The organism is Myroides sp. LoEW2-1 (assembly GCF_009767705.1).
GTDB lineage: Bacteria > Bacteroidota > Bacteroidia > Flavobacteriales > Flavobacteriaceae > Flavobacterium > Flavobacterium album_A.
In genome coordinates this window covers 1-21,483 of record NZ_WSPP01000170.1, presented here as the reverse complement: position 1 = coordinate 21,483, position 21,483 = coordinate 1, and the positions used below count along the sequence as shown (strand labels likewise).

Below are 21,483 nucleotides of genomic sequence, written 5' to 3'. Positions count from 1 at the left end.
TTGGTAGACTCGCCATCTTGAGGGGGTGGTGTCGCAAGACGTATGGGTTCGAATCCCATTGTGGTCACATAGTTACTTTATAACTACTTAATTATAAATGTTTTATGTTTAATTAAGTTCGTTTTTGTCCGACTATTGTCCGTAAAACAATGCTATTATTTAGATATAAAGTTAATGAAAAACATATAAAAAACAAAAAGGCACTTAATTTACTAAGTGCCTTTTTTATTGTTTTACTATTAGTTTTAAATCTAATTGCAGAGCTTTTAAAAATAGTTCTAATGTATCTAATCCCATTACTCTTTTATTGTTCTCATAGGTACTAATCTGACTTTTTTTAGAGCTATCCTCCCATATTAATATGGCTAATTCCTCTAGTGTTAAACCTAATTCTTTTCTCCTATTTTTTAGTGTTACTGCTATATCTTCTTTTAGTGTCATATATTTTATTTATTTTTGTTACTGTAAATATTTAAAGGGGTTTAAATATTTCAGACATATTTTTCCTGCTAGATGTGGTAGTCTAGTAGGATTTTTTATCTCGGTCAAATTACAATCAAAATTATTGTCTAGCAATTCTAGTAGAATGTCAAAATTGTATTGTAATCCTTTACTTTTTTATATAATCGGAAGGAGAGAGTACTAAGACTTCTTTTGCTCCGCCCAGCGGGCTGTATTGTAGTTATCTAATACTATAGGCTTGATTTTGTCTTTCTGTGTATACATTGCTCCAAGTGTTAAGTCTGTAAGCTATATAAAAGAACTTACAAAAGTGATGTTTATTCCTTCTAATCCTTTAAACTTCTTTACTATGTTGTAAGATTGTTCTGCATTAAAAGGCTTTTTGTTGTTTTCTTCTGTCGCTTGTGTAGTGGTAGCTTATTTGACCTAATTTGCTGCTGTATATTTAAGCTCTCACAACAAGATATATAATAAGTAATACATTAAGTCAAAGAACACCCCTAAGGGGACAAATACTGAATTATAGTATCTGTTTTAATGTTGTATAAATGTATAACTTTTTATTTATATAAATATGTGTTTTAAAAATATTGTGATACTATTATTTTATAGTTTAATTTAAATTAATAAGATTTACTTGTAGTTGTTGTTTTTGCTGTGTTTACATGGATTATAGTAATGTTTACGTATAATTAATATGTAAACAGAATGATAAGTATGTAGTATGTTTGAGTGAACATATGAAAGTTGTGTGAATGGTATTAGCAGGATTGTAGGATAGAGAAAGGCAAACACAAACACGCGCTTGTACAGCTTTTTGTTTTTGTATCTTTGGTAAAGTGAAAAAGCCTTAATATAGGCTATAATGCCCGAAGAAATAACCTTAATAATGTAAAATGGATAATCTAATAAACAAAGCGGAGCTAAGTAAATTATTGGGATATAAAGAGAATAATCTAAGAAGTAATAGATTGCCACATAAACATAAAGAGAAGATACAAGAGTTAAATGATCTCTTAGATTACTGGAAGAAGCGTTATAATTTGTAAGTAGTAGGACAATGGTCGGACAAGTTTTAAATATCGAAACCTTAGAGTGTTGTTTTGTAGGTTGTTAGGTGTTTTGTTTGTGACCATACTACGATTAAGTTTTACTTTTACATGTCTTAGTATTCTGAAAATCAGTTATCGTATATCTGTGTGTTTAGAATTAGTTACGCTGGATAATTAGTTATTAGTAGCTTCTGGAAAAAGCTAAAATGTTTTTGAGTTGTTTTGCAAATCGCACCCCAATACCCTTTTTAAACGCGTTTTCTTTTTCGGATCTGCATTCGTATAAACATGTATACCCTCCCAAACATTCTATCATATTACAAGAAAGCTTTTATTTTTTCCTTTAATCTATTTAAGGGCTTTCTTTTCTATTTTCTTCAATAGTTTTTAATGAGTGTATTTTTAGTTTTATTAAGCTGTCTATTGGTTTTAAAATCCTGATTAGTTTTATTATGTAAATAGTTTTATTTAAATTTTATATAAATACTTGTTTTGTTTTATATAAAGTTTATATATTTGTCGTGTAACAAAATAAGAATAATGAACAGGGAACTCTTTATTTCGGTAATTGAATCGATGAAAGAACAGGCGACAAGAGATTATTTGATTTCAAACGGCCTTACTCAGATGTATGGAACACTGATACCTGTATATGATAATTCAATTTTGTTGAAATCGATTAAGAGTATAATTCTTTTTCATTTTAAAGGTCAAGGGGAAGTCTTGAGTGAAATTGATCACTATTGTTACTTTCAGAACTTTGGTCGAGTTGAAAAAGGGGATGAGGTGTTAATTGAAACGCCAGGCGAATTATATGACAGATTGGTTTCAGATTATTTAGTTCATTGATATTTCGGTATTGTATATATATTCTTTTCAAAATTAAACATTACTTGTCACTACTTAGGGTAGTTGCGGAAATTGACAATCCAACGTGGTACTATAATAGCAGGTACAAGGGCATCTTAAGGCTATTTTCATTCCCTTTTTTCACGGCTGGCGAGTAATGTTTTTTACGCTTTGGTAGTGTAGAGGTAGCACGTCAGTCTCCAAAACTGTTAGTAGAGGTTCGAATCCTTTCCATTGCGCAAAACATGAAACGTTTGTTAATGCTTTTTACAATGCTGTTTTGTTTCAGTATTGCGGGATTCTGTAAAACCACAATCACAGACCTGAGCGAAAATTCAAATCAGAATAAAGAGGTTGTGTTTTATACTGATGTGGTAGAAGTAGATTCTTTTGTTTCTGCTTATACAAATGTAGTTGTAGGTAAAACTCATTTTTTACAAGTCCCCACACTTTTAAAAGATATTTATACTACTTCTAATTTTGTGTACCCTGCTGTTAAGGTTAATGCAGATGTTTTTATCTGTATAAGAGATAAGATTAGGGGGGTATAGCTTTTAAAACAACAAACAAAACCAAACAAACCCTTTCTATTATTTATCCATGGCTTTGTTAATATCATTAAGAAAGGGTTTGTTTTATAGACTATTAGTTCAGTGGTTAGAATACTTGCTTGTCACGCAAGGGGTCACGGGTTCGAGCCCCGTATAGTCTGCGATTACAATAGTATTAGTGAATCTAATGTGTTGTTTAAAATGGATACATAGCTCAGATGGTAGAGCAGTACGCTGTTAACGTATAGGTCGGAGGTTCGAATCCTCCTGTTTCCGCAAATCTCCATGTATATACAAAATACCTTAACGCTAAAGTTAGTTAGCAAGTAGCTGCATCCGAGTAAATCTCGTTTCATACTACTAAATATTGTTTGCAGTATAATATTTGAGAATTCAGATCGTGTGTCGTTAGATATAATGAGGGTATTCGTAGTTGTATCTTATAAAAAACTGAATGTTGAGGTATTTTATTTAATCTGTTTTTATGGCAAAAAAAGTTAAAGAAGGGGGGCTCCCTGACGATACAATTATAGAAATTGTTATGAAAAATAAAATTACTATTGCCGAATATGAAAAAATTAAAAACAATACTAAAAGTAAAGGATGGAGTATACAGGCTTACCAATTAGGTGTGTATTCTGATGGGTTAGGTAAAAAGTTAGATTAATGATTACAGTTAATATCAAACCTCTTTCAGTAAATTCTGCTTGGCAGGGCAAACGTTTCAAGACTCCAGAATATAAGTCTTACGAAAAGGCAGTTTTGCTTATGCTGCCAAAACAAATAGAGTTACCCAATCCTCCTTTTTCTATCACTTTTGAATTTGGTGTCTCAAGCAAATTATCTGATTGGGATAACCCTATAAAACCATTTCAAGATATTCTTTGTAAGAAGTATGGTATTGATGATAGGGATATTTATAGGGGAACTGTATCAAAGGTTTTAGTTAAGAAAGGACAAGAGTATGTTAAGTTTAAAATAGAGTAGGTATGACAGAATTAAAAGTAAAAGGTATTCGTACCAAATCTGAATTAGACAATGATCGATTGACAGAAATAGTTTGTGCTATTGTCCGATATCGTAAAGCAGAAATGGCCATACCTACTGAATGGATAGAAGAATACAATACTATTATCGAACGAGTAAGAAATAACCATAAATAAAACTGTTATGTCAAAGACAATTGGAGAACAAAGAGTAAGAATAGATTTTAATCCAAGTAATGATGATTCTGTTCATTTAATTAAAACAAAAGTAGCAGAGTTAATCAACCTTGCTGAACAGATGAAATCAGAAGGTAAAGATGTTAGGCTTTGTAGTGTCGCACAAACTGAATTAGAGAATGCTGGAATGTGGCTTGTTAAAGCTGCTACTTCATAGATTAATATTATAGTGTGTTGTTAATTAAAGGCTGGTTTCTTGTAAGCCAGTCTTTTTATTTTAGAATGTTATGAATGCAGAGGAATTAAAAAAGATAGAACGAAAATTTAATAAGGCAAAGAAAATACATTGCCTAAAATTGAATAAAGAAGTAGATGTAACCAATGTACCAAGGCTTCAATATAATCCAGATGAAGATACTGTAACAAGTCCTTCTCGTATTATTTGCTTTTGGAAAGAAGGTGTGTTTGCTGAGGTAATTAAGTAACTAATAATGTAATTTATGAAATATTTTTATGATACTGAGTTCTTAGAAGGCTCGCAAACCAAAAGACTTTTTGGATTACCAATGGGTAAAACAAAACCTACAATTGACTTAATTTCTATAGGAATAGTTTCAGAAGATAATAGAGAGTATTATGCTATATCTAAAGATTTTAATTTAGATGAGGCATGGAACCGATATGATGAAAAAGTTATACCTACTTATGGTGATCTGAGAAATCATTATCCTGAAGGTAAAAAAGTAAAAGAATATTGGATTAGAGAGAATGTATTGATACCTATATTCTTTGAGTTATCTATGCGTGAGTTTCACGATATTCATTTTAAGGATAATTGGTACCATGATGGTAAGTTAGTTACATTAGAAGTTTTTAAATCACATAAAAGTTGGTCTAAAAACAAGAGGTGGTTTAAAAAACTAATAGATAAATATGGTAAATCTAATACTCAAATTAAAAACGAATTATCTTCTTTCGTAAAACCTAAAACCATAACAAAAGATATTGAAGGGCATTTTGGTAAATGTTATCAATACAAAGATAATACGGAACTATATGGTTATTATTCTGATTATGATCATGTGGTATTATGTTGGTTATTTGGTAAGATGAAAGACCTACCTGAGTTTATGCCTAAGTTTACTTTAGATGTAAACCAGCTTAAAAAGGATATTCAAAAATCAACACCAATAAATTTAGAAGATTATGGAGGTTATCCTAAAAACAAAAATTGTCATAACGCTTTAGAAGATGCTAAATGGACTAAAAAACTGTTTGAGTTCCTTTATATAGAAAATGATTTAACTACATATGATACAAGAAGAAAAGGTAAGTCTACACGAACTATAGATTTTGCTATTCAAGTTTTGTTTTCAAGAGCTGAAATAATTGTTCCTCCTGTAAGAACAATTGATGATTTTTCAAAAGGAGAGATTAGAGGTTATAATAAAATAGGTATTGAATACATCATAGACCATGATTTTGATAAGAATCATAGAGTACAAAAATATTTATTAGATGATATTCTAAAAAGGTTGTCTCTTGAACATTCTATTACTATTAATAGTAGGCATTTAGATGTTGATTTTCAAAAAGGAATAATTCGATTAGTTAACTTTAAAAAGTAAAGTATGCAACTACTAGGAGATAGAATACTATGTAAGAAAGTCAATACAGAAGTTAAATCAACTTCTGGGCTTATACTACCAACTAATTATAATCAAGAAAATGATTACGTAGTTGTTGAAATTGGTAACAAAGTAAAACACATTAAACCTGGAGACAAGATCCGAAAGTTTAAAAATTCGATTGGAATCCCTATTGTGGATAAAGGAATAGATCGTTTGATTCTTAAAGAGAGTGATGATATTGAGTTTGTAATGGATTAAAACAAGATCAATTTATTATTTAACAACAGATTAATTTATGTAGTTCAGAACTATTTAGGTTTGAGTTTTATTAAAATATTTTTCACCAGTTTGGTATATTCAAATATAGTTGTATATTTGTACTATAAATATAAAAAGAAAAGCGGTGCTGAGCACACCGCAATTCAATTTAGCTATTTCTTGTAAAGAACAGCCCATACGACTAACAGACATAGAATTACTGATCCTAATGCTGTTAATGCGAAGATAAATGTAGTTAACTCTGTCATACTAATTTATTTTGCCGTTTATGATATTTAATATACCCTCATAAACTTATTGGGCACATAGTACCGAGCCGAGCTGCAACCTTCGGCTTTTTTTCGTTACAATATTTACAAAGTTACAAAAAAGAAAAATAGTTTAAAAATCAATTAATTTTTAGTTAATTATAAAGATTTACGAGCCCAGAGCAGCGCAACTGTTTTGGGTTTTGTTTTTTTATTCAATTCCTTGATTATTTTTGATTTAAGTTTGTCAGTCTTGATGTCTGTGTCAAGCACGTTGTCCTCTGGTATAGGTATTTCTCTAGAAAGCATTTCGTAAGTTTCTTGTACTATTTGTCTTGCTTTAGCTGTGCAAGTATATAAGTGATCTGATTTAGCTCTTCCTGTAGATGCAATTGCAACATATCCTTTGTTAACTAGAATATCTATTTTTTTGTATGTGTAAGTGAGTGTTCTTACATCAGCAAAGTCTTTTAAAGTAAAGAAGTTTTTGGGTACTAGATACAATAATATCTCTAGTAGTTGTATTCTGTCCATTTCGTACTTCTTCATGATGTATGCTTTTACAAAAGCAAAATTCTCCAGGAAATCATATCCCTTATATATTCGAGCGAATTGCAATCTGTTATACGCTTCTTTTTTGTTCCCCTTATAAAATGTTTCAGTGACTTTTGTTTTATCCTTTAGCATTCTTTCTTTTGCGTGTTGAGGTATTACACCTAACAACTCATCCTTTTTTTTAGTCATTATTTTATGTAAAGCATTTAAAATATATAACAAATATATAAATAATAAATAAAACTTATTATCTTTGGATAAAAGTATAGTTTTTACTTATGGCTAAAATAAACAATACAGAACAGTACAAGGTTAAGGAGTTTGTTTCTAAGGACGATATTGTCTTGGGGAGTAACTCAGACAGTGCTTTGAAAACATCTAACTTTAGTTTGGGTGGTATTGTTGATTTTACAGCAGAGGAGATGAAAGAGCAATTCTTTCATAAAGAAACATATCAGTGGTCTGAAACAGACTTAAAAGATAGGTTTTTAGATATATCTGAAAATCGATTGAATGTCATTGTTGTTGGTCAAAATAATTTCGTTAATGGAGTAATGAATGGTCTATATGGTGTAACTATAAGCGATACTATTAAGGATGGTTATGAAATAGCAATTCGAAATTCAAGAACTGATTACATGACTATTGTAAACAATTTTAAAGATGCCAAAATTCCTTTACGAATATATACTGATAATGATTACTACTTAAGACCGAATGAGACTATTAAGTTTAGATACAATAAACGAGACAAATGTTTTTGGGTAAGTGGTGCATTAGATATCCGTGTTTCTGAATCAGATATTGATGATATACTTGGAGAGAATAAATACAAGTTATTTATTGATAGTTCAGCTGGAGAATCCATTGATGCTATGGATATGAGTACTACTCTTACAGCATATGTCGATAGATACTTCGATGATATAACTGATAAGGTCGCAAGTTGGCAATGGTTTAGAGAGAGTGGGAAAACAAAAGAGGATCAAGATAGTGACCATATTTGGTCTTTAGATAAAACAGAAAGAGAGATTTATTTAACAGCCAAAGATTTTACACAAAATATATACGAACATCCAATTACATTTATTTGTCAAGCTATTATAGAAAATAACCAAAAGTTAATTGCAAAAACTACAATTGGTTAGTAATGAATACACTAAAAATAAAGATTGACTACAAACCATTAAATGCTTTTCAAAATACAAAAGTATTAAATGGTAGTAATCGACAAAGCTACAATACAAACACGCAGAATTTTCAACCTGATCGTCGTATAGATCCTTATGTTATAAAAGTTGAGTGTGGTGTAAATGATCCTCATAATTACATTAATGGGTTAGTTAATGAAAATCTTTCAGATGTAGTTTGGAAAATTAGTAGAGGTAATAGACTACTTGAAATAACTCAAACTGATAAAGAATTTAAAATTGGTAAGGATAAGGAAAAAGGGATGCTTACTGTATATAAAAACTTATTAGATACTGAAGCGAGTACCATTGTTTTTACTGCTAAATATTTAGAACCAAAATCTAAACGTGTAGTTAACTTTCAAGAAAGCTTCGATTTGCTTACAATCCCAGTTGCTAAAACACCCTTAATACTTGATACCAATACACCTGTTGGAAATAAGCTAAATCCAATTGAAAATAGCAAGGGTTTATTATGTCTCGCCGAATTATTTGAAGAAACAAATAAGGTTCCTGCTGCTTATTATTGGTTTTTGGATGGCAAGGAAATTACGGACTCTAATGGCTTTACAGGAAGTAAAACAGAAAAACTATTTGTACCAATTAGTAAAATTACTAAGGTGGGTACGAATATAAAATGTGAAGTAGTTGATTGTACAATTGACTTGTTAGACTTAATACAAGACACAATCAATAATGATTCTCAAGTAAAAGATGCGACAGATAAATTTAATAAAGGAGAGATTACTCAAGATAAATACAATGAGATTTATAATGAAAGAGTAAGCAGTATCACAACAGAAACTAAATTACCTGTTGGTTATCGACCAGTAAAAAAACCTTCCAAAGTATGGAAAGGAGATTATTTGTTAATAAAACAATACCCAGAGTATATTCCAATTATTCTATCTCCAGACTCTGTATACCCTGAATCAAAAACAGTTCAAGTTGAAATGACTATAAATGCAAATTTTGGTATTATAAAAGAGCCTGAAAAATACTTTAATGTCAAATGGTTAAAACAGCCTGATGGAAAGTTTAAGTATCAAGGGTTTAATATCAACATTGATATAAACGACATCAAAATTCTAAGTGAAACTGATAAAGAAATTGATTACGTAATAGAAGAATTGTTGTAATGAATTATATAAAGATTAATAAACAAATAGCAGTAGAGAAAGGGATCATTAAAGAGAATTCTTTTTTTCCTACAAATGGTACGGAAGTTATTTTTAAAAAAGACATACTTACAATATGGGAAGAAAATAACAAAGTAGATTTTGATTTTGAAAACATTAAACCTGCGGAAGCATTAAAAACTATAGAGGAATGGCACAAGATTTAGTAAGAGGTAAAAGAACAATCAAACTTTCAAAGAAAGGAGATACATTAACCACAATGCTTATTTCAGATAGACCTCTTGTTGCAAAGTATCAGAACGGAGCAGTTATAGGAAGTTGGGCACTTGATAATAACAATAGAATAGTTTATGCTCAAGTCTTAACATCATTAAGTAATTCTCCATTGTCAACAGCACAACTAAATGCAACAGAGTGGTTATTTAATGGAAATGTAATTAAAGAAGATGATAAGAGATTTCAGAAAACACTATATAATATCGGTTCAACGCAGGTCCCTGCTTTAAAGATTAAGGCTGATATTATGGATAATATAGAAACAACAAGTTCTATAGAGTTCAGAGGCAATGCTTATACAGGTGGTTTTACAACAGCAATTAGTGCAAGTATTAACGTTTCTCGTGAAAACATAACAGCAAATACATATACTGCATATATAGTAGATGCCAATGGTAGAGGTGCAACAATTACAACACAATATCCAGAAGTAACACTGAAGGCTGTTCTTGAAAAAGGGGGAATTGAGGTAACTACAGGTTTGACATATCAATGGCACAAAGCAACATTAGATGAATCGCTTGACTTGGCAAATGATCCAATTAAAGATAGTAGAATGTTGTTACCAGGTAAAACAAACCAAACTTTAGTTTTGACTGCAAAAGATGTACAGTCATTCGATACTTATATAGTAGAAATATTTGAGGATGGTAAACTTGTAAAAAATGCTATGCTGCCTGTAAGAGATGAAACAGACCCTACAGAGATGCAATATAATGTTACAGGAAATGAATTTGACCTACAACCTGGACAACAAGTTATCTATAAACCAAGTATAGTTTATAGAGGAACAACCAATGTTGTGCCAGGAGAATTTGTTTTTAAATATCAGAAAATTAAACCTGATGGTTCATTAGTAGGAACACAAACAACAGGACCTACTTACGCTGTTAAGTATTCAGATATTGAAACATTAGGATTGGATGAAATTAATATTTTATTTGAAGCAGAGGAGAAATAATGGGGGATGTAATAAGAGGTAAGAGGACAATTACTTTAAAACAAAAAGTAAAGTCTGTTAGGATATTAGCTACGGGTACACAGTTTCAAGGAAACAGTCCTGCAAATATTACATTAAAAGCGATAGCTCAAAATTTTGATGCAGTAGGATATTCTTGGATTAAGTTATCTACCAATAAGCAAATTTCTACTGCTCAGCAAATCACAATTAAAAACGCTGAGATAGATGTAGTTGATACCTATCGTGTAGAGGTAAAAGATTCAAAAGGAGACTTGTATCAAGATACAATATCTCTTACTAAGGTTACAGATGGTAAACCAGGAGATGTAGGTAAAAGAGGTCAAATACCCGTTCAGAGAGAGTGGAAACAAGGTGATACTTATTACAACAATGATAGTGTAATGGATTACATCTACCATCGTGCTACTGATAGTTGGTGGCGATTACGCGATGGATATAACGAAGTTAAAGCAGGTGTAAATCCATCTAATGAGTTTGTACAATTAAATTCATTAGAGCATTTAGCTTTGAGTTATATTATAGCTGAGAACGCCAACTTAGCAGGTTTTATCTTTAAAGACAATAAACTAATTAGCCAATTGCCTAATGTAGATAATCCTAACTTAATCATAGATGGAGTTAATGGAAAGATAACAGCAAAAGATGCTGATATTAAAGGTCATATTGAAGCGACAAGTGGAAAGTTTACAGGAGAGATAAACGCAACAAGTGGAAATATCAAGAATGTAAATGCAACTAACTTAACAGTAGAAAATCTAAACGCTACTAATGGTACAATCAAGAATATCAAAGGTGAGAATATAGATATTAATGGTGGTACTTTCAAAGGTAAGGTAATATTTGAAGATGGTTCTCCAGCTTTAGACACTATCGACCAGAAGGTTAAAGAAGGGGTTGACTCTGTGCAAGTAGGGGGAAGGAATTTGTTTCTATTAGCTAATCAGGTTAAGGATCACACTTATGTAGCACCTTATAGTTTTTCTTTTAAAAACTCAGCTCACAGTAATGTTCGTATATTTAATGAACGTAAAGATATTACTTTTAATAAGGGGGATAAAGTTGTTATATCTTATATGGTTCGTGGACAATTAGCGAAAAGTGAAAAATTAGAAAGCTCACTTAGATTAGGTTTTAATAAAGCAGGTACATTAACTACTTACCAATATATTTATCCAGGAGTAGAGAACCCTAAAGATATGGAGTGGTATAAAGTTAAGCATATATTGGAGATAACCGATACTGTGAATCTTTGGACATTTCAAATTTATAATCATAGATGGTCTACTGACCCAGAGGGTGGTTATTATTTTAATTCTATTGTAGAGTATAAAAATATAAAGGTGGAAAGAGGTATAATAGATACTGACTTCACAGAAGCTCCAGAAGACATAGAGTCTCAAATGCAAGACCAAGAAATCTACATCGAATATAGTGTTGATGGTAAAACTAATTGGCATTATCCTGCGACATCTTCTGATGTTTATTATCGTCAAAAGAAGGGTAATGGGGCTTGGAGTGCTAATATAAGAATAGCAGGATTAGATGGGAAAGACGGGGCTAATGGAGAAAAAGGAGCTAACGGGGCAAATGGTAAGGATGGAAAGTATCAAGTTCAGCAGTATGCAAAGAATACTTCTTTAACTGTTGCGCCTACTTCGGGTTGGGCAAATGCAATACCAACTTCTTCAGATAGCGAATACATTTGGATGCGTACAGGTGAAGTGAAACCTCCTGCTACAGCTCCGACAGCTTGGAGTGCAGCAATGAGAATAACAGGTAATCGTGGTGCAGATGGAAAGGACGGAAAGAACGGAAAGGACGGCGTTGATGGTAAAGCAGGGAAGTTTTCTATTTACAATTTCGCTAAAAATACATCTTTGACTTCTGCTCCTACTACAGGTTGGATGGCTACACCTCCGACAATATCTGCTACAGAATATTTATGGCAAAGGATAGGAGATGTAGTACCTCCGGCTACAGCACCTACATCTTGGTCTAATGCTGTTAGAATTAGTGGTCCAATTGGTCCTGCAGGAAAAGATGGAACGAACGGGAAAGACGGTGAGAAAGGTTCTAAAGGAGATAACGGAAAGGATGGTGTAAATGGAACGAACGGAAAAGATGGTAAATATGTAGTAGTACAATTTGCTAAGAATAGTTCATTTACTACTGCTCCTACAACAGGGTGGTCAACTAATCAACCTACAATTACAGATAAGGAATATTTATGGATGCGTACAGGAGAAGTTACTCCGCCTGCTACAGCTCCAACTGCTTGGAAAACAGCTACAAGAATTAGTGGGATACGTGGGCAGGATGGAGCAAATGGGGAAGATATTAAAGGAGTGAATCTATTATCTATAAAACATCTTAATGAAGATAAATATATAGATACTAATGGAAAAGAGATTAATAATGGTACTGACTTTGTAGCTTATTTAGATTATCAAGAGGTTATTCCTACAAAACCTTACTACGTTGGTTATTTTGCAATAGGAGCTGTAAATGGTGGAGATAGTTCCTCTATTGATATTTTTTATTATAACGCTTCAAAAGCGTTTATAAGTAAACAAACATTTGATAATGATAAAGGGCAAGGTATATACCAACCTAAAAAACTAACTATTCCTGCATCAGCTAAATACGTAAGGTTTAACTTTTGGAATAACGCAAATGAATACGGACTAAGGATAAAATTAGAACAATCGGATGTAGCTACACCATATTCTCCAAGTTACGAAGACTTTGGAAGTGCGCTCGCTCCGCTTCAGCAAACGGAAATAATAGGAGGTACTATTACTACAGGGGTATTAGGAGTGTCTAACAACAATAGAGATATAGTAGCAGGATTGACAGGCGAAGGTTTTTCTTCAAATACTGATACTGTTATATGGGCAGGTGCGAATCATGATAAGAAGCATTTGGCTCCTTTTCAAGTCAAGGCCGATGGAAGTATTATCGCCAATAATGGTAAATTTTCAGGAGAAATTGATATTAAATCAGGAGTTGTTGACGGGTTTTTAAAAGTAGGTAGTAATGCTGGCGTCAATGGTGGTAAAAATATTTTTTCAGGTGGGGAAGGAGAATATTATGAGGAATGGGGAGAAGATATTGTATTCTATGTAGGTGAAGACGCTAATATTCCCGAGTCAGAAGCTGATAGATATCTTAGATACTATGTTACAGAAAGTGGTTATGTTTATGCAAATTCAGGGCAAATAGGACATTGGGAATTAGGCGATAAATATCTTTTTAATATGTATAATCAAGGTGTTATTGTAGGGCCTTCTTCATATAGAGGGGGAGGTATACGTAATCATCAGTATGTTAAGGATGAACATATGTATGCTGTAAAAATAGATGATTATCCGTTAAGTACAAAAACTCGAAACTTACCTGAGGATAAAGTAAAAAGAGATTTTGGGTACATTGATATAGTTGGTATAGATATGTATTATGACTCTATAGAAGATAAAGTGCATCCTCCTACAGGAATATCTTTAAAGAATGCAGTGATAAGTGGATTTGGTGTGAAAACACATATAGAATATACTAACTCTCGAAATATACAAGATGAGGAGACAGTTATATTTGATAATAATTCAGCTGTACTTGTTGTCGAAATGCCAAAACAACAATATGTGTGGGAAGGTAAAAAAGTTACTATTAAAGCTTTGTACCCAAATTCAGTATTAGAAGTTTGGATAGGTGCAGGAAAAGGATTTATTTCTTATTATGGTCTTTCATCATCAACTAAATTAATTTTTGGAGGAAAAGGAGTATGTGTGACTATGATATATGCTAATGATCATTGGGTAGTATTACATAATACTAATTGGCCTTAAAATATTGGTAGAGTATGGTACATTATATTTTAGATAGAGATTTTGACTCAATACTTCTTCAGCTGTTGTTAGTATTTATCGCATGGTTAATGGTGATATTTAGTGTAGGTATTGATTTGCATTTTGGAATTAAGAAGTCAAAAAAAGAAGGTGTTTACACGCATTCTTATGGCTTACGGAAAACGTCTGAGAAGGTGGTAGAGTATTTGGCATTCATGTTTTTTATGTTATTCCTTGATGTGCTTAATCCATTATTCGCTTATTTTAATATTACAGCATTACCTCTAATGTCTGTTTTCGGAGCAATTGTACTTGTGTATACAGAATGGAAGTCAGTACGAGAAAAGTCAGATGAAAAGTTTAGATATGCTTTAAAAAGGAATCCAGCTGAGTTAATAAAGTTTGTACAGGAGAATAGAGAATTAATAGAAGAGATTAAGAAATTAAAAGAGAAGTAAATCATGGCTTATATTTCGTTTGATGAATTACACAAGTATGAAGATAATGCTGCAAAATATGTAGATCTTCATTATGCAGACGCAAAGACTGTAGAAGATGTTTATGGCATGGATTTTAGAATACTGCTTACTGTGTCGGCAGTAGAGACTGGCTGGGGTAAGTTTGTGAAGCATAATAACTACTTTGGTATTAAGTATGCTAAGAACATGGAGAAACAACTTATTACAACTACAGAGTATTTAGATACTCCAAATGCTAAGTTTCCTGAAATTATTAGTATGACAAAAGTTGGAGATAAGTATAAGTATGTTGTGAAAGACCACTTTAGTGTATATCCAACTCCTTATGATAGTTTCAAAGGGTACTATCAGTTCTTGTCAGACAATCCACGTTACAAAACTGCACTACAATATAAAAATGAGCCTATTCGTTTTTTTGAAGAAGTGGCAAAGGCTGGTTACGCTACAGCTCCTAACTATGCTTATACTCTGAAGCAAGTCTTTAATTCAGTAAATAAAAGGTTATGATGTATCGTTTATTTTATGTCTTAATATTTATATTACTAATTAGCTGCGGAAGTAGAAAAGTACAAGTAGACAATCAATCAACTACAGAGGAGGTTAATTCTTCTGTAGTTGATAAATCTGTAATTAAAGAATTGCGCTTGAGTAAAGAAGAGTACTCGAATTTGGTTCATGATTTAGAGATAAGAGCTGATTCCATTAAGACAGTACCAGGTGGAAATACTACATTGTACAATCCATCTATAAAAACTAAAAGTCAGGTAGAGGGAAATAAAAAAGAAAATCTTAATTCTGTTGAAACGAACAAGAATGTCAAAACTAAAAATCAGGTTCTCAAGAAAGAGAAAAGTAAGTTGAAAAATGTAGATAGGAAGCAGTTTAATTCATTTAGTCTTATAGTTCCTGTTTTAATAATTGTCTTTGTGGTATATATATTTAAGAAAAAGTCTTAGTCTAATAAATTAAGACTTTTGTTTTATATATGTTTTGTATAAATAAAGAATTTTATATAAAATATTTTTATCTTTGAATTACTTTGTAATAAATTTTATTTATGATAGCCGTACACGATTTTATTATTTATACAGATATTGTTTTCAATGAAACTTTCAAAACAAAAGGAGGACTTGAACTATATGGAGATAAAAGGTTTCTACAAAAGAGACTTGCTCAAAGAATAGTTGAGATAAAAGAACTGCCTTTAAATTATGAAGGAGAGAATATAAAAGGTTTTCAAGCTTTAATTGATATAACCATTTTTATTCAAAACAATTATGATCATGGCAAGGGAATGAATAATGAAGTAATAGGTCATGAAGGTTATTATAAGATACAATCAAATATGATTATTGCTGTAAGAGAGAACGATAGAAGTGACTGGATTGGGTTTGAAAACAATTTACTTGTTGAGAAAATTATGGAGGAAGAAGAAGTTAAGAAATCCAGCCTTATCATTATAGAAACTCCAAAGTTAAAAGCTAAAAAGGGATTCGCTAAAGTGTTAAGTATAAATAGTAATCTGCCTGAATTAATTAAGGGTGATGTAATTCAATACAATGACAACTATGGAGTAGATGTATTTCTTGAAGGTAAGGAACTGTTATGGATTAGAGTAAAGGATTGTCTGACTAAAGTTATGTGATATGGATAATAATAAGTTACAAGAAAAGAGAAAAGAGGAAATTCCTAATCTAATAGAAAAGTATCAAAAGTTGGTTGACTTAACCTTTGATGCTGTTTCTAAGCCTTTACCCTCATTTAAAGATTTAGAAGATGAAAACGGAGATATATTAAAAACCTCTGAACAACAATTATATTCTTTTATTAGTGTAAGAGATAGTGCATTAGATAGAGCAGATACTATACTAGGTAAAATAAATGATTTAGAAAGAGAATTATATGATCCTAATTTTTGGACAGAAGATGATGTTATAGAAGAAACAACTACGTCAAAAGTTAGTAAACAACCTTTAAAAAGATATACTAAAAAATAATTGTCAAGATAATAAATAGCCTATTGAAGATTAACTGATATAGGATGTATTACTTAGGTAAAAAAGTAGAGGATAGGGTAGATGATAAAATCCGTATTGCTAAGAATAAAAACAAGTCTTGGGAATATGGATATAATGCTGTTTTAGATATTGTAATCATATCTAAGGATGGTACTTTAGGAGAAATCTATGAAGTATATGGAATACCTATTGGGTTACCTCAAATGCCTGATAAAAAAGAAATACTGAACCATGATAAACAGATAAAGCATCAGAAGTGGGTAAGAGAAGAATTGCCCAAAGGAATGACTGCTGATAATTGTTGGGACACAAAGTTCTCTGAATTTGTAGAACGTCAATTTAAGTATCGTGAAGAGGGGGTATGGATTTATCTCAATGGAAAACCAGTATATATGACAGGTACATATTGGCACTTCCTACAATGGTTTCGAGAGGGCTCAAAATACCCTTCACTTCGTATTATCCAAAATGAACTTATGCTCTTCTGGGAAGCATGTAAAGCAGATGAACGTTCTTATGGAATGCAATATGTTAAGAATAGACGTTTCGGAGCTTCAGCATTAGGCAATAACGAAATGCTTGAAAGTGGTTCTATTCATGAAAATAAAATACTTGGGATGATTTCCAAAAAAGGTAATGATGCTAAAAAGATATTCAATCGATTAGTACGTGCCTTTAAACGTTATCCTCCTTTCTTTAAACCAGAAACAGATGGTACCAATACTCCAAAAACTGAACTTGTATTTACAGAACAAACTAAGAAACGTAAACAAGGAGAAATAGTAGAAGAGGGGCAAGGATTAGATACTTCTATATCATGGCATAATACAGAAATGAATGCGATGGATGGGGAGGAGATATTCCGTTCTCTTCTGGATGAGAGTGGTAAGTACCCCAAGGAAGTGCCATTCGATGAGTATTGGCAGATAGTAAAGACAGCTCACCGTCTTGGTAGTAATATCGTTGGTAAGTCAATGGTAGTTTCTACCGTAAACGCAATGAAAAAAGGAGGAGCTGGTTTTAAAAAAATATGGGAAGATAGTAATGTTCTTAATCGAAATAAGAATGGACAAACGAAATCAGGGCTATACAGGATATTTATTGCTGCTAAATATTGTCTTGAAGGTTTCTTTGATGAGTATGGTTTTTCAATTGTAGAAGACCCTGCTGAACCTATAGTTAATGACCTTGGGAAGAAAGTATCAATTGGAGCAGATACGTTTTTAAAACAAGAAGCGGAATCTTTAAAAGATGATCCAGAGAAACTATATGAATTTAAACGTCAGTTTCCAGAAACTCCAGCAGATGCTTTTCGTGATGAAACAGATGATTGTGCATTTAACCTAGTTAATATAACGGAACAGTTAGAGCATAATTCTGAAGAATTAGATGAAGACCCAATAACTATGTTAAACAATGACATAGAAAGAGGAAACTTTATTTGGAAAGATGGAGTCCAAGATACTGAGGTAATATGGAAACCTGATCCAGTACATGGGAGATTTTGGATAAGAAGAGATTGTCACCCACCAATTGAAATTCGGAACAAAAAAGATAAAAAAACTATTCGTGGGGTTACAGCATTTGCGCCAAGAAACGCAAATATGGGAGCAGGAGGAGTAGACCCTTATAACCGTAGTAGAACTGTAGATGGTAGAGGTTCTCGTGGTTCAATTCATATATCAACAAAATACAATACACACTTCCCTAACAATACTTTTATCTTAGAATATATAGATAGAGCTAAGAAAGTTGAGTATTTCTTTGAAGATGTTATTATGTCTCATGTTTATTTCTCTATGCCATTCCTTCCTGAACTTTCAAATGAGAAGTTTCTACAGTACGTCAAAGACAGAGGTTATCGTCACTTTGTGTTAAACAATCCATTTAAAAAATGGGATGAGTTAAGTCATACAGAAAAAGAGTATGGAGGTGTGCCTCCTCAAGATAGTAAAATAGGAGATCAACAATTCTACGCTGTAGAAGCATTCATTGAGGACCATTTAGGAGTTGCTAGAGATAATTCAAATCGTCCAATTGGAGATATGGGAAATATGCCATTCTCACGGACAATTACTCAATGGAAAGATGTAGATCCTCTTAATCGAACAAAATACGATGCTTATATATCTTCTTCTTTATCCTTACTAGCAAATCAAAGAAGGGTGAAAGTAAAACTAGAGGAAGAAGAAAAACCATTATTGTCAAATCCATTTCAAACATACGATAACACAGGAGAATTTTCTCAAGCGATATAATTATGAATGACAAAATATTAAAACAAATAGATCCTTTTGCTCCATTTGATATTAAAAAATCAAATGGATATGGACTTGATATAGCTAAGTTTATTTCTTCACAATGGTTTAATGGAGGAGTAATACACAATGGGAGTAAGTGTGAATTTATAACTCGAAGAAGTTATATAACTAATAAGCGAAAGTTTGTTAGGGGCGAGAAAGATGTAACTCAATTCAAGAAACTTCTATCGAAAAGTAAAGGCGATTTGAAGTATCTAAACATTGACTTTAGATACATTAATATAGCAAGGAAGTTTTGTAACATAGTAATTAATGGGATGTCTCCTGAAAACTACATGTTAGATATACGATCTACAGACAAAATAACTCTTAAACTCAAAGAAGAGAAAATGAATGGGTATAGAAAATATATGTCTAGTAGAAGTTTATTGCAAGGTGCTGTGAAAGAATTAGGTATTGACTTAATGCCTGATTCATTTGTCCCTGAAGATGAAGAAGAACTTGAATTGTTTACTGCTATAAAAGACAGACCAAAAATTGAGATAGCAGAAGAACTGCTTATAGATTGGATTTTAAAAACAAATGACTGGGCTCAAGTAGATGCAGATTTAAGAGCCGATCTGGTCAATTGTGGGATAATGATATCACGTGTTTATATTGATAAAAATGATGGTGTAAAATTAAAATACATTGATCCAGCAAACTATATACATTCTCTTGTAAAGAAGAATAATTTTGATGACAAGTTCTACGAAGGGGTTGTTGAAACTATAACAATAGATGATTTAATTAGAGAGAGTAATATTGAGATTGAGGATGCAAAAAAAATAGCTGGCTGTTATAATTTTAGATGGGAAGAAGGACAAGACTATACTTATAATTATGATAGGTTAGTTGCACACAAGGTAGATGTGCTTCGATTTGCATGGAAGACTATCAAAGAAATTAAGTACAAACAGAAGATACGCAAAGGAGAAGTAGTTAAATTATCAAAACGATCTGATCAGTTTGTTGCTCCAGATAGGAGTGATACTGGAGAGTTGTCTAATACGTTTGATACGTGGTTTGAAGGTAACTATGTTATTGGTTCAGAGTACATATATGGATGGAGAGAATGTGAAAACTTATATGATGATATAATGAATAAGGCTATGTCTCCATTCTTAACTCACGCATTAGATATTCAAAATAATACTTTACATGCTTTTACAGATGAGATAGAAGTAATAGCGGATGGTATGCAACTTACAGCTTTAAAAATTAAGCATCTGTTATCAGAATTAAAGCCTGATGTTATAGAATTAGATATTGATTTACTTGCTGAGTTACCTACTTTAGGAGGAACTAAAAGAGAAGCTTGGGAAGAAGCACTTGATTTGTTTCAAGCTAAGGGGATAGCTTTGAAAAAGCGTATTAATATGGGAGATGATGGAGGAATAAAAGAAGGTAATGCTGTATCAGCTCATCCATTCCAACAAGGCCAAGCGATTACTATTCTATTAAATAGTTGGGCAAATGACTACAATTTGATACGTGAGAATACTGGTATTAACCCTGCAGTTGATGGTTCTTTACCAAGTAATGCTTTAGTAGGGGTATCTGAAATGAACAGACTAGCTGGAAATAAAGCAACTAAAAATATAGTAGATACTTGGATTAGATTCAGAACTAAACTATCTGAACTAATATCTACACGTATTCAAAGTATTTATAATTATTCAGAAGCTCATAAGGTTAGAAAATTATATAACAATATAATTTCAAAACACTTAAATGATCATCTATCTATCCTAAAGAATAGGCATTTACATGAATTTGGTTTCACATTTAATATATACTCATCAGCAGAAGCTATGCAGGAGTTTAAAGAAGATTTAGGAATTGCCTTACAAGAAGGTTTAATATCAGTAGAGGAAAAAACTGAATCAATGAATATCTTTAAAACAAACCCTAAACTAGCTAAACAATATCTTGCTTATCGTCGTAGGAAAAACATGCAGATTAAGGCTGAGGAAAATGAGAGAATGTTGCAAATAAAATCTCAAAATGATGCAATGGCTGCTCAAGCAAAAGTACAATCTGAAACAGAGGCTTATCAATTTAAAAAGCAGATTGACTTACAATTTGAAAGTCAATTGTCTCAAATTAGACTTATGGAACAAGAAGGACTTAATCAAATAAATAGTCCTAAAGAAGACAAGAAATTTCAGCAAGATGTATATCTAGCGCAGATAGCTGCTAAAGGAAAAGAAAACCTTGAAGCTTATAAAGAAAACCGAAAGGATGATAGAACAAAAAAACAAGCTTCACAACAAAGTGAGTTAATACAACAACGACACAATAATACAGGTCCTATTGATTTTGAGGATTCTAAATGGTTGGAAGATGAATATTAACTATAAAATAATTTTATAGTTAGCTTGTTATGTAATAGATTTTATTTATTATCTTTGATTCGATTGATAAGTAAAGTCTATTAAGTTTTTTAATATGAGTATAGAAG

The 21,483-nt window shown here is 31.9% G+C and carries 24 protein-coding genes and 2 tRNA genes; 24 read left to right on the top strand and 2 right to left on the bottom strand.

Annotated elements, in window-relative coordinates; genetic code table 11:
- Positions 1–225 precede the first annotated feature (225 nt).
- Positions 226–441, bottom strand: a complete 216-nt coding sequence (locus GOQ24_RS10375; protein WP_160339648.1) for a helix-turn-helix domain-containing protein — start codon at positions 439–441, stop codon at positions 226–228.
- A gap of 917 nt (positions 442–1,358) precedes the next feature.
- Here GOQ24_RS10375 and GOQ24_RS16500 point away from each other — a divergent pair.
- The 12 genes from GOQ24_RS16500 to GOQ24_RS10325 all read left to right on the top strand — a co-directional run bounded on the left by GOQ24_RS16500 (position 1,359) and on the right by GOQ24_RS10325 (position 5,966).
- Positions 1,359–1,511: a hypothetical protein gene (locus tag GOQ24_RS16500; RefSeq protein ID WP_166520740.1), complete on the top strand. Its 153-nt coding sequence runs from the start codon at positions 1,359–1,361 to the stop codon at positions 1,509–1,511.
- 543 nt (positions 1,512–2,054) lie between these two features.
- The gene (locus tag GOQ24_RS10370; RefSeq protein WP_160339647.1) at positions 2,055–2,363 is read left to right on the top strand and encodes a hypothetical protein; all 309 of its coding nucleotides are present in this window, start codon (positions 2,055–2,057) and stop codon (positions 2,361–2,363) included.
- A 245-nt stretch (positions 2,364–2,608) separates the two neighbouring features.
- Positions 2,609–2,914: a hypothetical protein gene (locus GOQ24_RS10365; RefSeq protein ID WP_160339646.1), complete on the top strand. Its 306-nt coding sequence runs from the start codon at positions 2,609–2,611 to the stop codon at positions 2,912–2,914.
- An 88-nt stretch (positions 2,915–3,002) separates the two neighbouring features.
- Positions 3,003–3,075: transfer RNA gene (locus GOQ24_RS10360), tRNA-Asp, on the top strand.
- 42 nt (positions 3,076–3,117) lie between these two features.
- A tRNA-Asn gene (locus GOQ24_RS10355) sits at positions 3,118–3,190 on the top strand.
- 208 nt (positions 3,191–3,398) lie between these two features.
- Positions 3,399–3,581, top strand: a complete 183-nt coding sequence (locus GOQ24_RS10350) for a hypothetical protein (protein WP_160339645.1) — start codon at positions 3,399–3,401, stop codon at positions 3,579–3,581.
- Entirely contained in the window at positions 3,581–3,901 is a 321-nt protein-coding gene (locus GOQ24_RS10345) for a hypothetical protein (RefSeq protein WP_160339644.1), read from the top strand. Before GOQ24_RS10350 ends, GOQ24_RS10345 begins: the two co-directional genes overlap by 1 nt.
- 2 nt (positions 3,902–3,903) lie before the next feature.
- Positions 3,904–4,077: a hypothetical protein gene (locus GOQ24_RS16495; protein WP_166520739.1), complete on the top strand. Its 174-nt coding sequence runs from the start codon at positions 3,904–3,906 to the stop codon at positions 4,075–4,077.
- Between the two features lie 7 nt (positions 4,078–4,084).
- Positions 4,085–4,294, top strand: coding sequence for a hypothetical protein (locus GOQ24_RS10340; RefSeq protein WP_160339643.1), 210 nt, complete (start codon positions 4,085–4,087; stop codon positions 4,292–4,294).
- Between the two features lie 70 nt (positions 4,295–4,364).
- A complete protein-coding gene (locus GOQ24_RS10335; RefSeq protein WP_160339641.1) occupies positions 4,365–4,562 on the top strand; it encodes a hypothetical protein in 198 nt (65 codons plus the stop codon).
- Positions 4,563–4,577: 15 nt separating this feature from the next.
- Positions 4,578–5,705: a 3'-5' exoribonuclease domain-containing protein gene (locus tag GOQ24_RS10330; RefSeq protein ID WP_160339640.1), complete on the top strand. Its 1,128-nt coding sequence runs from the start codon at positions 4,578–4,580 to the stop codon at positions 5,703–5,705.
- Positions 5,706–5,708: 3 nt separating this feature from the next.
- Entirely contained in the window at positions 5,709–5,966 is a 258-nt protein-coding gene (locus GOQ24_RS10325) for a chaperonin (protein WP_160339639.1), read from the top strand.
- A 428-nt stretch (positions 5,967–6,394) separates the two neighbouring features.
- Here GOQ24_RS10325 and GOQ24_RS10320 read toward each other — a convergent pair whose 3' ends face one another.
- Positions 6,395–6,979: a hypothetical protein gene (locus GOQ24_RS10320; RefSeq protein ID WP_160339638.1), complete on the bottom strand. Its 585-nt coding sequence runs from the start codon at positions 6,977–6,979 to the stop codon at positions 6,395–6,397.
- A gap of 89 nt (positions 6,980–7,068) precedes the next feature.
- On the opposite strand from GOQ24_RS10320, the gene GOQ24_RS10315 reads away from it, so the two are divergent.
- The 12 genes from GOQ24_RS10315 (at position 7,069) to GOQ24_RS10260 (ending at position 21,376) form a co-directional block, all read left to right on the top strand.
- A complete protein-coding gene (locus GOQ24_RS10315) occupies positions 7,069–7,938 on the top strand; it encodes a hypothetical protein (RefSeq protein WP_160339637.1) in 870 nt (289 codons plus the stop codon).
- 2 nt (positions 7,939–7,940) lie between these two features.
- Positions 7,941–9,119: a hypothetical protein gene (locus GOQ24_RS10310; protein ID WP_160339636.1), complete on the top strand. Its 1,179-nt coding sequence runs from the start codon at positions 7,941–7,943 to the stop codon at positions 9,117–9,119.
- Positions 9,119–9,325, top strand: a complete 207-nt coding sequence (locus GOQ24_RS10305; RefSeq protein WP_160339635.1) for a hypothetical protein — start codon at positions 9,119–9,121, stop codon at positions 9,323–9,325. The genes GOQ24_RS10310 and GOQ24_RS10305 overlap by 1 nt, the downstream gene beginning before the upstream one ends.
- Positions 9,310–10,356, top strand: a complete 1,047-nt coding sequence (locus GOQ24_RS10300) for a hypothetical protein (protein ID WP_160339634.1) — start codon at positions 9,310–9,312, stop codon at positions 10,354–10,356. The genes GOQ24_RS10305 and GOQ24_RS10300 overlap by 16 nt, the downstream gene beginning before the upstream one ends.
- Positions 10,356–14,222 (top strand): collagen-like protein, encoded by a 3,867-nt coding sequence (locus GOQ24_RS16540; protein ID WP_160339633.1) that lies wholly within the window; start codon positions 10,356–10,358, stop codon positions 14,220–14,222. Before GOQ24_RS10300 ends, GOQ24_RS16540 begins: the two co-directional genes overlap by 1 nt.
- Before the next feature lie 14 nt (positions 14,223–14,236).
- Positions 14,237–14,680 (top strand): holin, encoded by a 444-nt coding sequence (locus tag GOQ24_RS10290; protein WP_160339631.1) that lies wholly within the window; start codon positions 14,237–14,239, stop codon positions 14,678–14,680.
- A gap of 3 nt (positions 14,681–14,683) precedes the next feature.
- Positions 14,684–15,208, top strand: a complete 525-nt coding sequence (locus tag GOQ24_RS10285; protein WP_160339629.1) for a glycoside hydrolase family 73 protein — start codon at positions 14,684–14,686, stop codon at positions 15,206–15,208.
- A complete protein-coding gene (locus GOQ24_RS10280; protein ID WP_160339627.1) occupies positions 15,205–15,657 on the top strand; it encodes a hypothetical protein in 453 nt (150 codons plus the stop codon). The genes GOQ24_RS10285 and GOQ24_RS10280 overlap by 4 nt, the downstream gene beginning before the upstream one ends.
- A 101-nt stretch (positions 15,658–15,758) precedes the next feature.
- The gene (locus GOQ24_RS10275) at positions 15,759–16,346 is read left to right on the top strand and encodes a co-chaperone GroES (RefSeq protein ID WP_160339626.1); all 588 of its coding nucleotides are present in this window, start codon (positions 15,759–15,761) and stop codon (positions 16,344–16,346) included.
- A gap of 1 nt (position 16,347) precedes the next feature.
- Positions 16,348–16,698 (top strand): hypothetical protein, encoded by a 351-nt coding sequence (locus GOQ24_RS10270; protein ID WP_160339625.1) that lies wholly within the window; start codon positions 16,348–16,350, stop codon positions 16,696–16,698.
- A gap of 44 nt (positions 16,699–16,742) precedes the next feature.
- A complete protein-coding gene (locus GOQ24_RS10265) occupies positions 16,743–18,977 on the top strand; it encodes a hypothetical protein (protein WP_160339624.1) in 2,235 nt (744 codons plus the stop codon).
- A gap of 2 nt (positions 18,978–18,979) precedes the next feature.
- On the top strand, positions 18,980–21,376 hold the full coding sequence (locus tag GOQ24_RS10260) for a hypothetical protein (protein WP_160339623.1): 2,397 nt from the start codon (positions 18,980–18,982) through the stop codon (positions 21,374–21,376).
- The last annotated feature ends 107 nt before the right edge of the window (positions 21,377–21,483 follow it).

Coding starts and splice junctions, on each gene's coding strand:
- GOQ24_RS10375 (WP_160339648.1), bottom strand. CDS start 441: ATGACACTAAAAGAAGATATAGCAGTAACACTAAAAAATAGGAGAAAA.
- GOQ24_RS16500 (WP_166520740.1), top strand. CDS start 1,359: ATGGATAATCTAATAAACAAAGCGGAGCTAAGTAAATTATTGGGATAT.
- GOQ24_RS10370 (WP_160339647.1), top strand. CDS start 2,055: ATGAACAGGGAACTCTTTATTTCGGTAATTGAATCGATGAAAGAACAG.
- GOQ24_RS10365 (WP_160339646.1), top strand. CDS start 2,609: ATGAAACGTTTGTTAATGCTTTTTACAATGCTGTTTTGTTTCAGTATT.
- GOQ24_RS10350 (WP_160339645.1), top strand. CDS start 3,399: ATGGCAAAAAAAGTTAAAGAAGGGGGGCTCCCTGACGATACAATTATA.
- GOQ24_RS10345 (WP_160339644.1), top strand. CDS start 3,581: ATGATTACAGTTAATATCAAACCTCTTTCAGTAAATTCTGCTTGGCAG.
- GOQ24_RS16495 (WP_166520739.1), top strand. CDS start 3,904: ATGACAGAATTAAAAGTAAAAGGTATTCGTACCAAATCTGAATTAGAC.
- GOQ24_RS10340 (WP_160339643.1), top strand. CDS start 4,085: ATGTCAAAGACAATTGGAGAACAAAGAGTAAGAATAGATTTTAATCCA.
- GOQ24_RS10335 (WP_160339641.1), top strand. CDS start 4,365: ATGAATGCAGAGGAATTAAAAAAGATAGAACGAAAATTTAATAAGGCA.
- GOQ24_RS10330 (WP_160339640.1), top strand. CDS start 4,578: ATGAAATATTTTTATGATACTGAGTTCTTAGAAGGCTCGCAAACCAAA.
- GOQ24_RS10325 (WP_160339639.1), top strand. CDS start 5,709: ATGCAACTACTAGGAGATAGAATACTATGTAAGAAAGTCAATACAGAA.
- GOQ24_RS10320 (WP_160339638.1), bottom strand. CDS start 6,979: ATGACTAAAAAAAAGGATGAGTTGTTAGGTGTAATACCTCAACACGCA.
- GOQ24_RS10315 (WP_160339637.1), top strand. CDS start 7,069: ATGGCTAAAATAAACAATACAGAACAGTACAAGGTTAAGGAGTTTGTT.
- GOQ24_RS10310 (WP_160339636.1), top strand. CDS start 7,941: ATGAATACACTAAAAATAAAGATTGACTACAAACCATTAAATGCTTTT.
- GOQ24_RS10305 (WP_160339635.1), top strand. CDS start 9,119: ATGAATTATATAAAGATTAATAAACAAATAGCAGTAGAGAAAGGGATC.
- GOQ24_RS10300 (WP_160339634.1), top strand. CDS start 9,310: ATGGCACAAGATTTAGTAAGAGGTAAAAGAACAATCAAACTTTCAAAG.
- GOQ24_RS16540 (WP_160339633.1), top strand. CDS start 10,356: ATGGGGGATGTAATAAGAGGTAAGAGGACAATTACTTTAAAACAAAAA.
- GOQ24_RS10290 (WP_160339631.1), top strand. CDS start 14,237: ATGGTACATTATATTTTAGATAGAGATTTTGACTCAATACTTCTTCAG.
- GOQ24_RS10285 (WP_160339629.1), top strand. CDS start 14,684: ATGGCTTATATTTCGTTTGATGAATTACACAAGTATGAAGATAATGCT.
- GOQ24_RS10280 (WP_160339627.1), top strand. CDS start 15,205: ATGATGTATCGTTTATTTTATGTCTTAATATTTATATTACTAATTAGC.
- GOQ24_RS10275 (WP_160339626.1), top strand. CDS start 15,759: ATGATAGCCGTACACGATTTTATTATTTATACAGATATTGTTTTCAAT.
- GOQ24_RS10270 (WP_160339625.1), top strand. CDS start 16,348: ATGGATAATAATAAGTTACAAGAAAAGAGAAAAGAGGAAATTCCTAAT.
- GOQ24_RS10265 (WP_160339624.1), top strand. CDS start 16,743: ATGTATTACTTAGGTAAAAAAGTAGAGGATAGGGTAGATGATAAAATC.
- GOQ24_RS10260 (WP_160339623.1), top strand. CDS start 18,980: ATGAATGACAAAATATTAAAACAAATAGATCCTTTTGCTCCATTTGAT.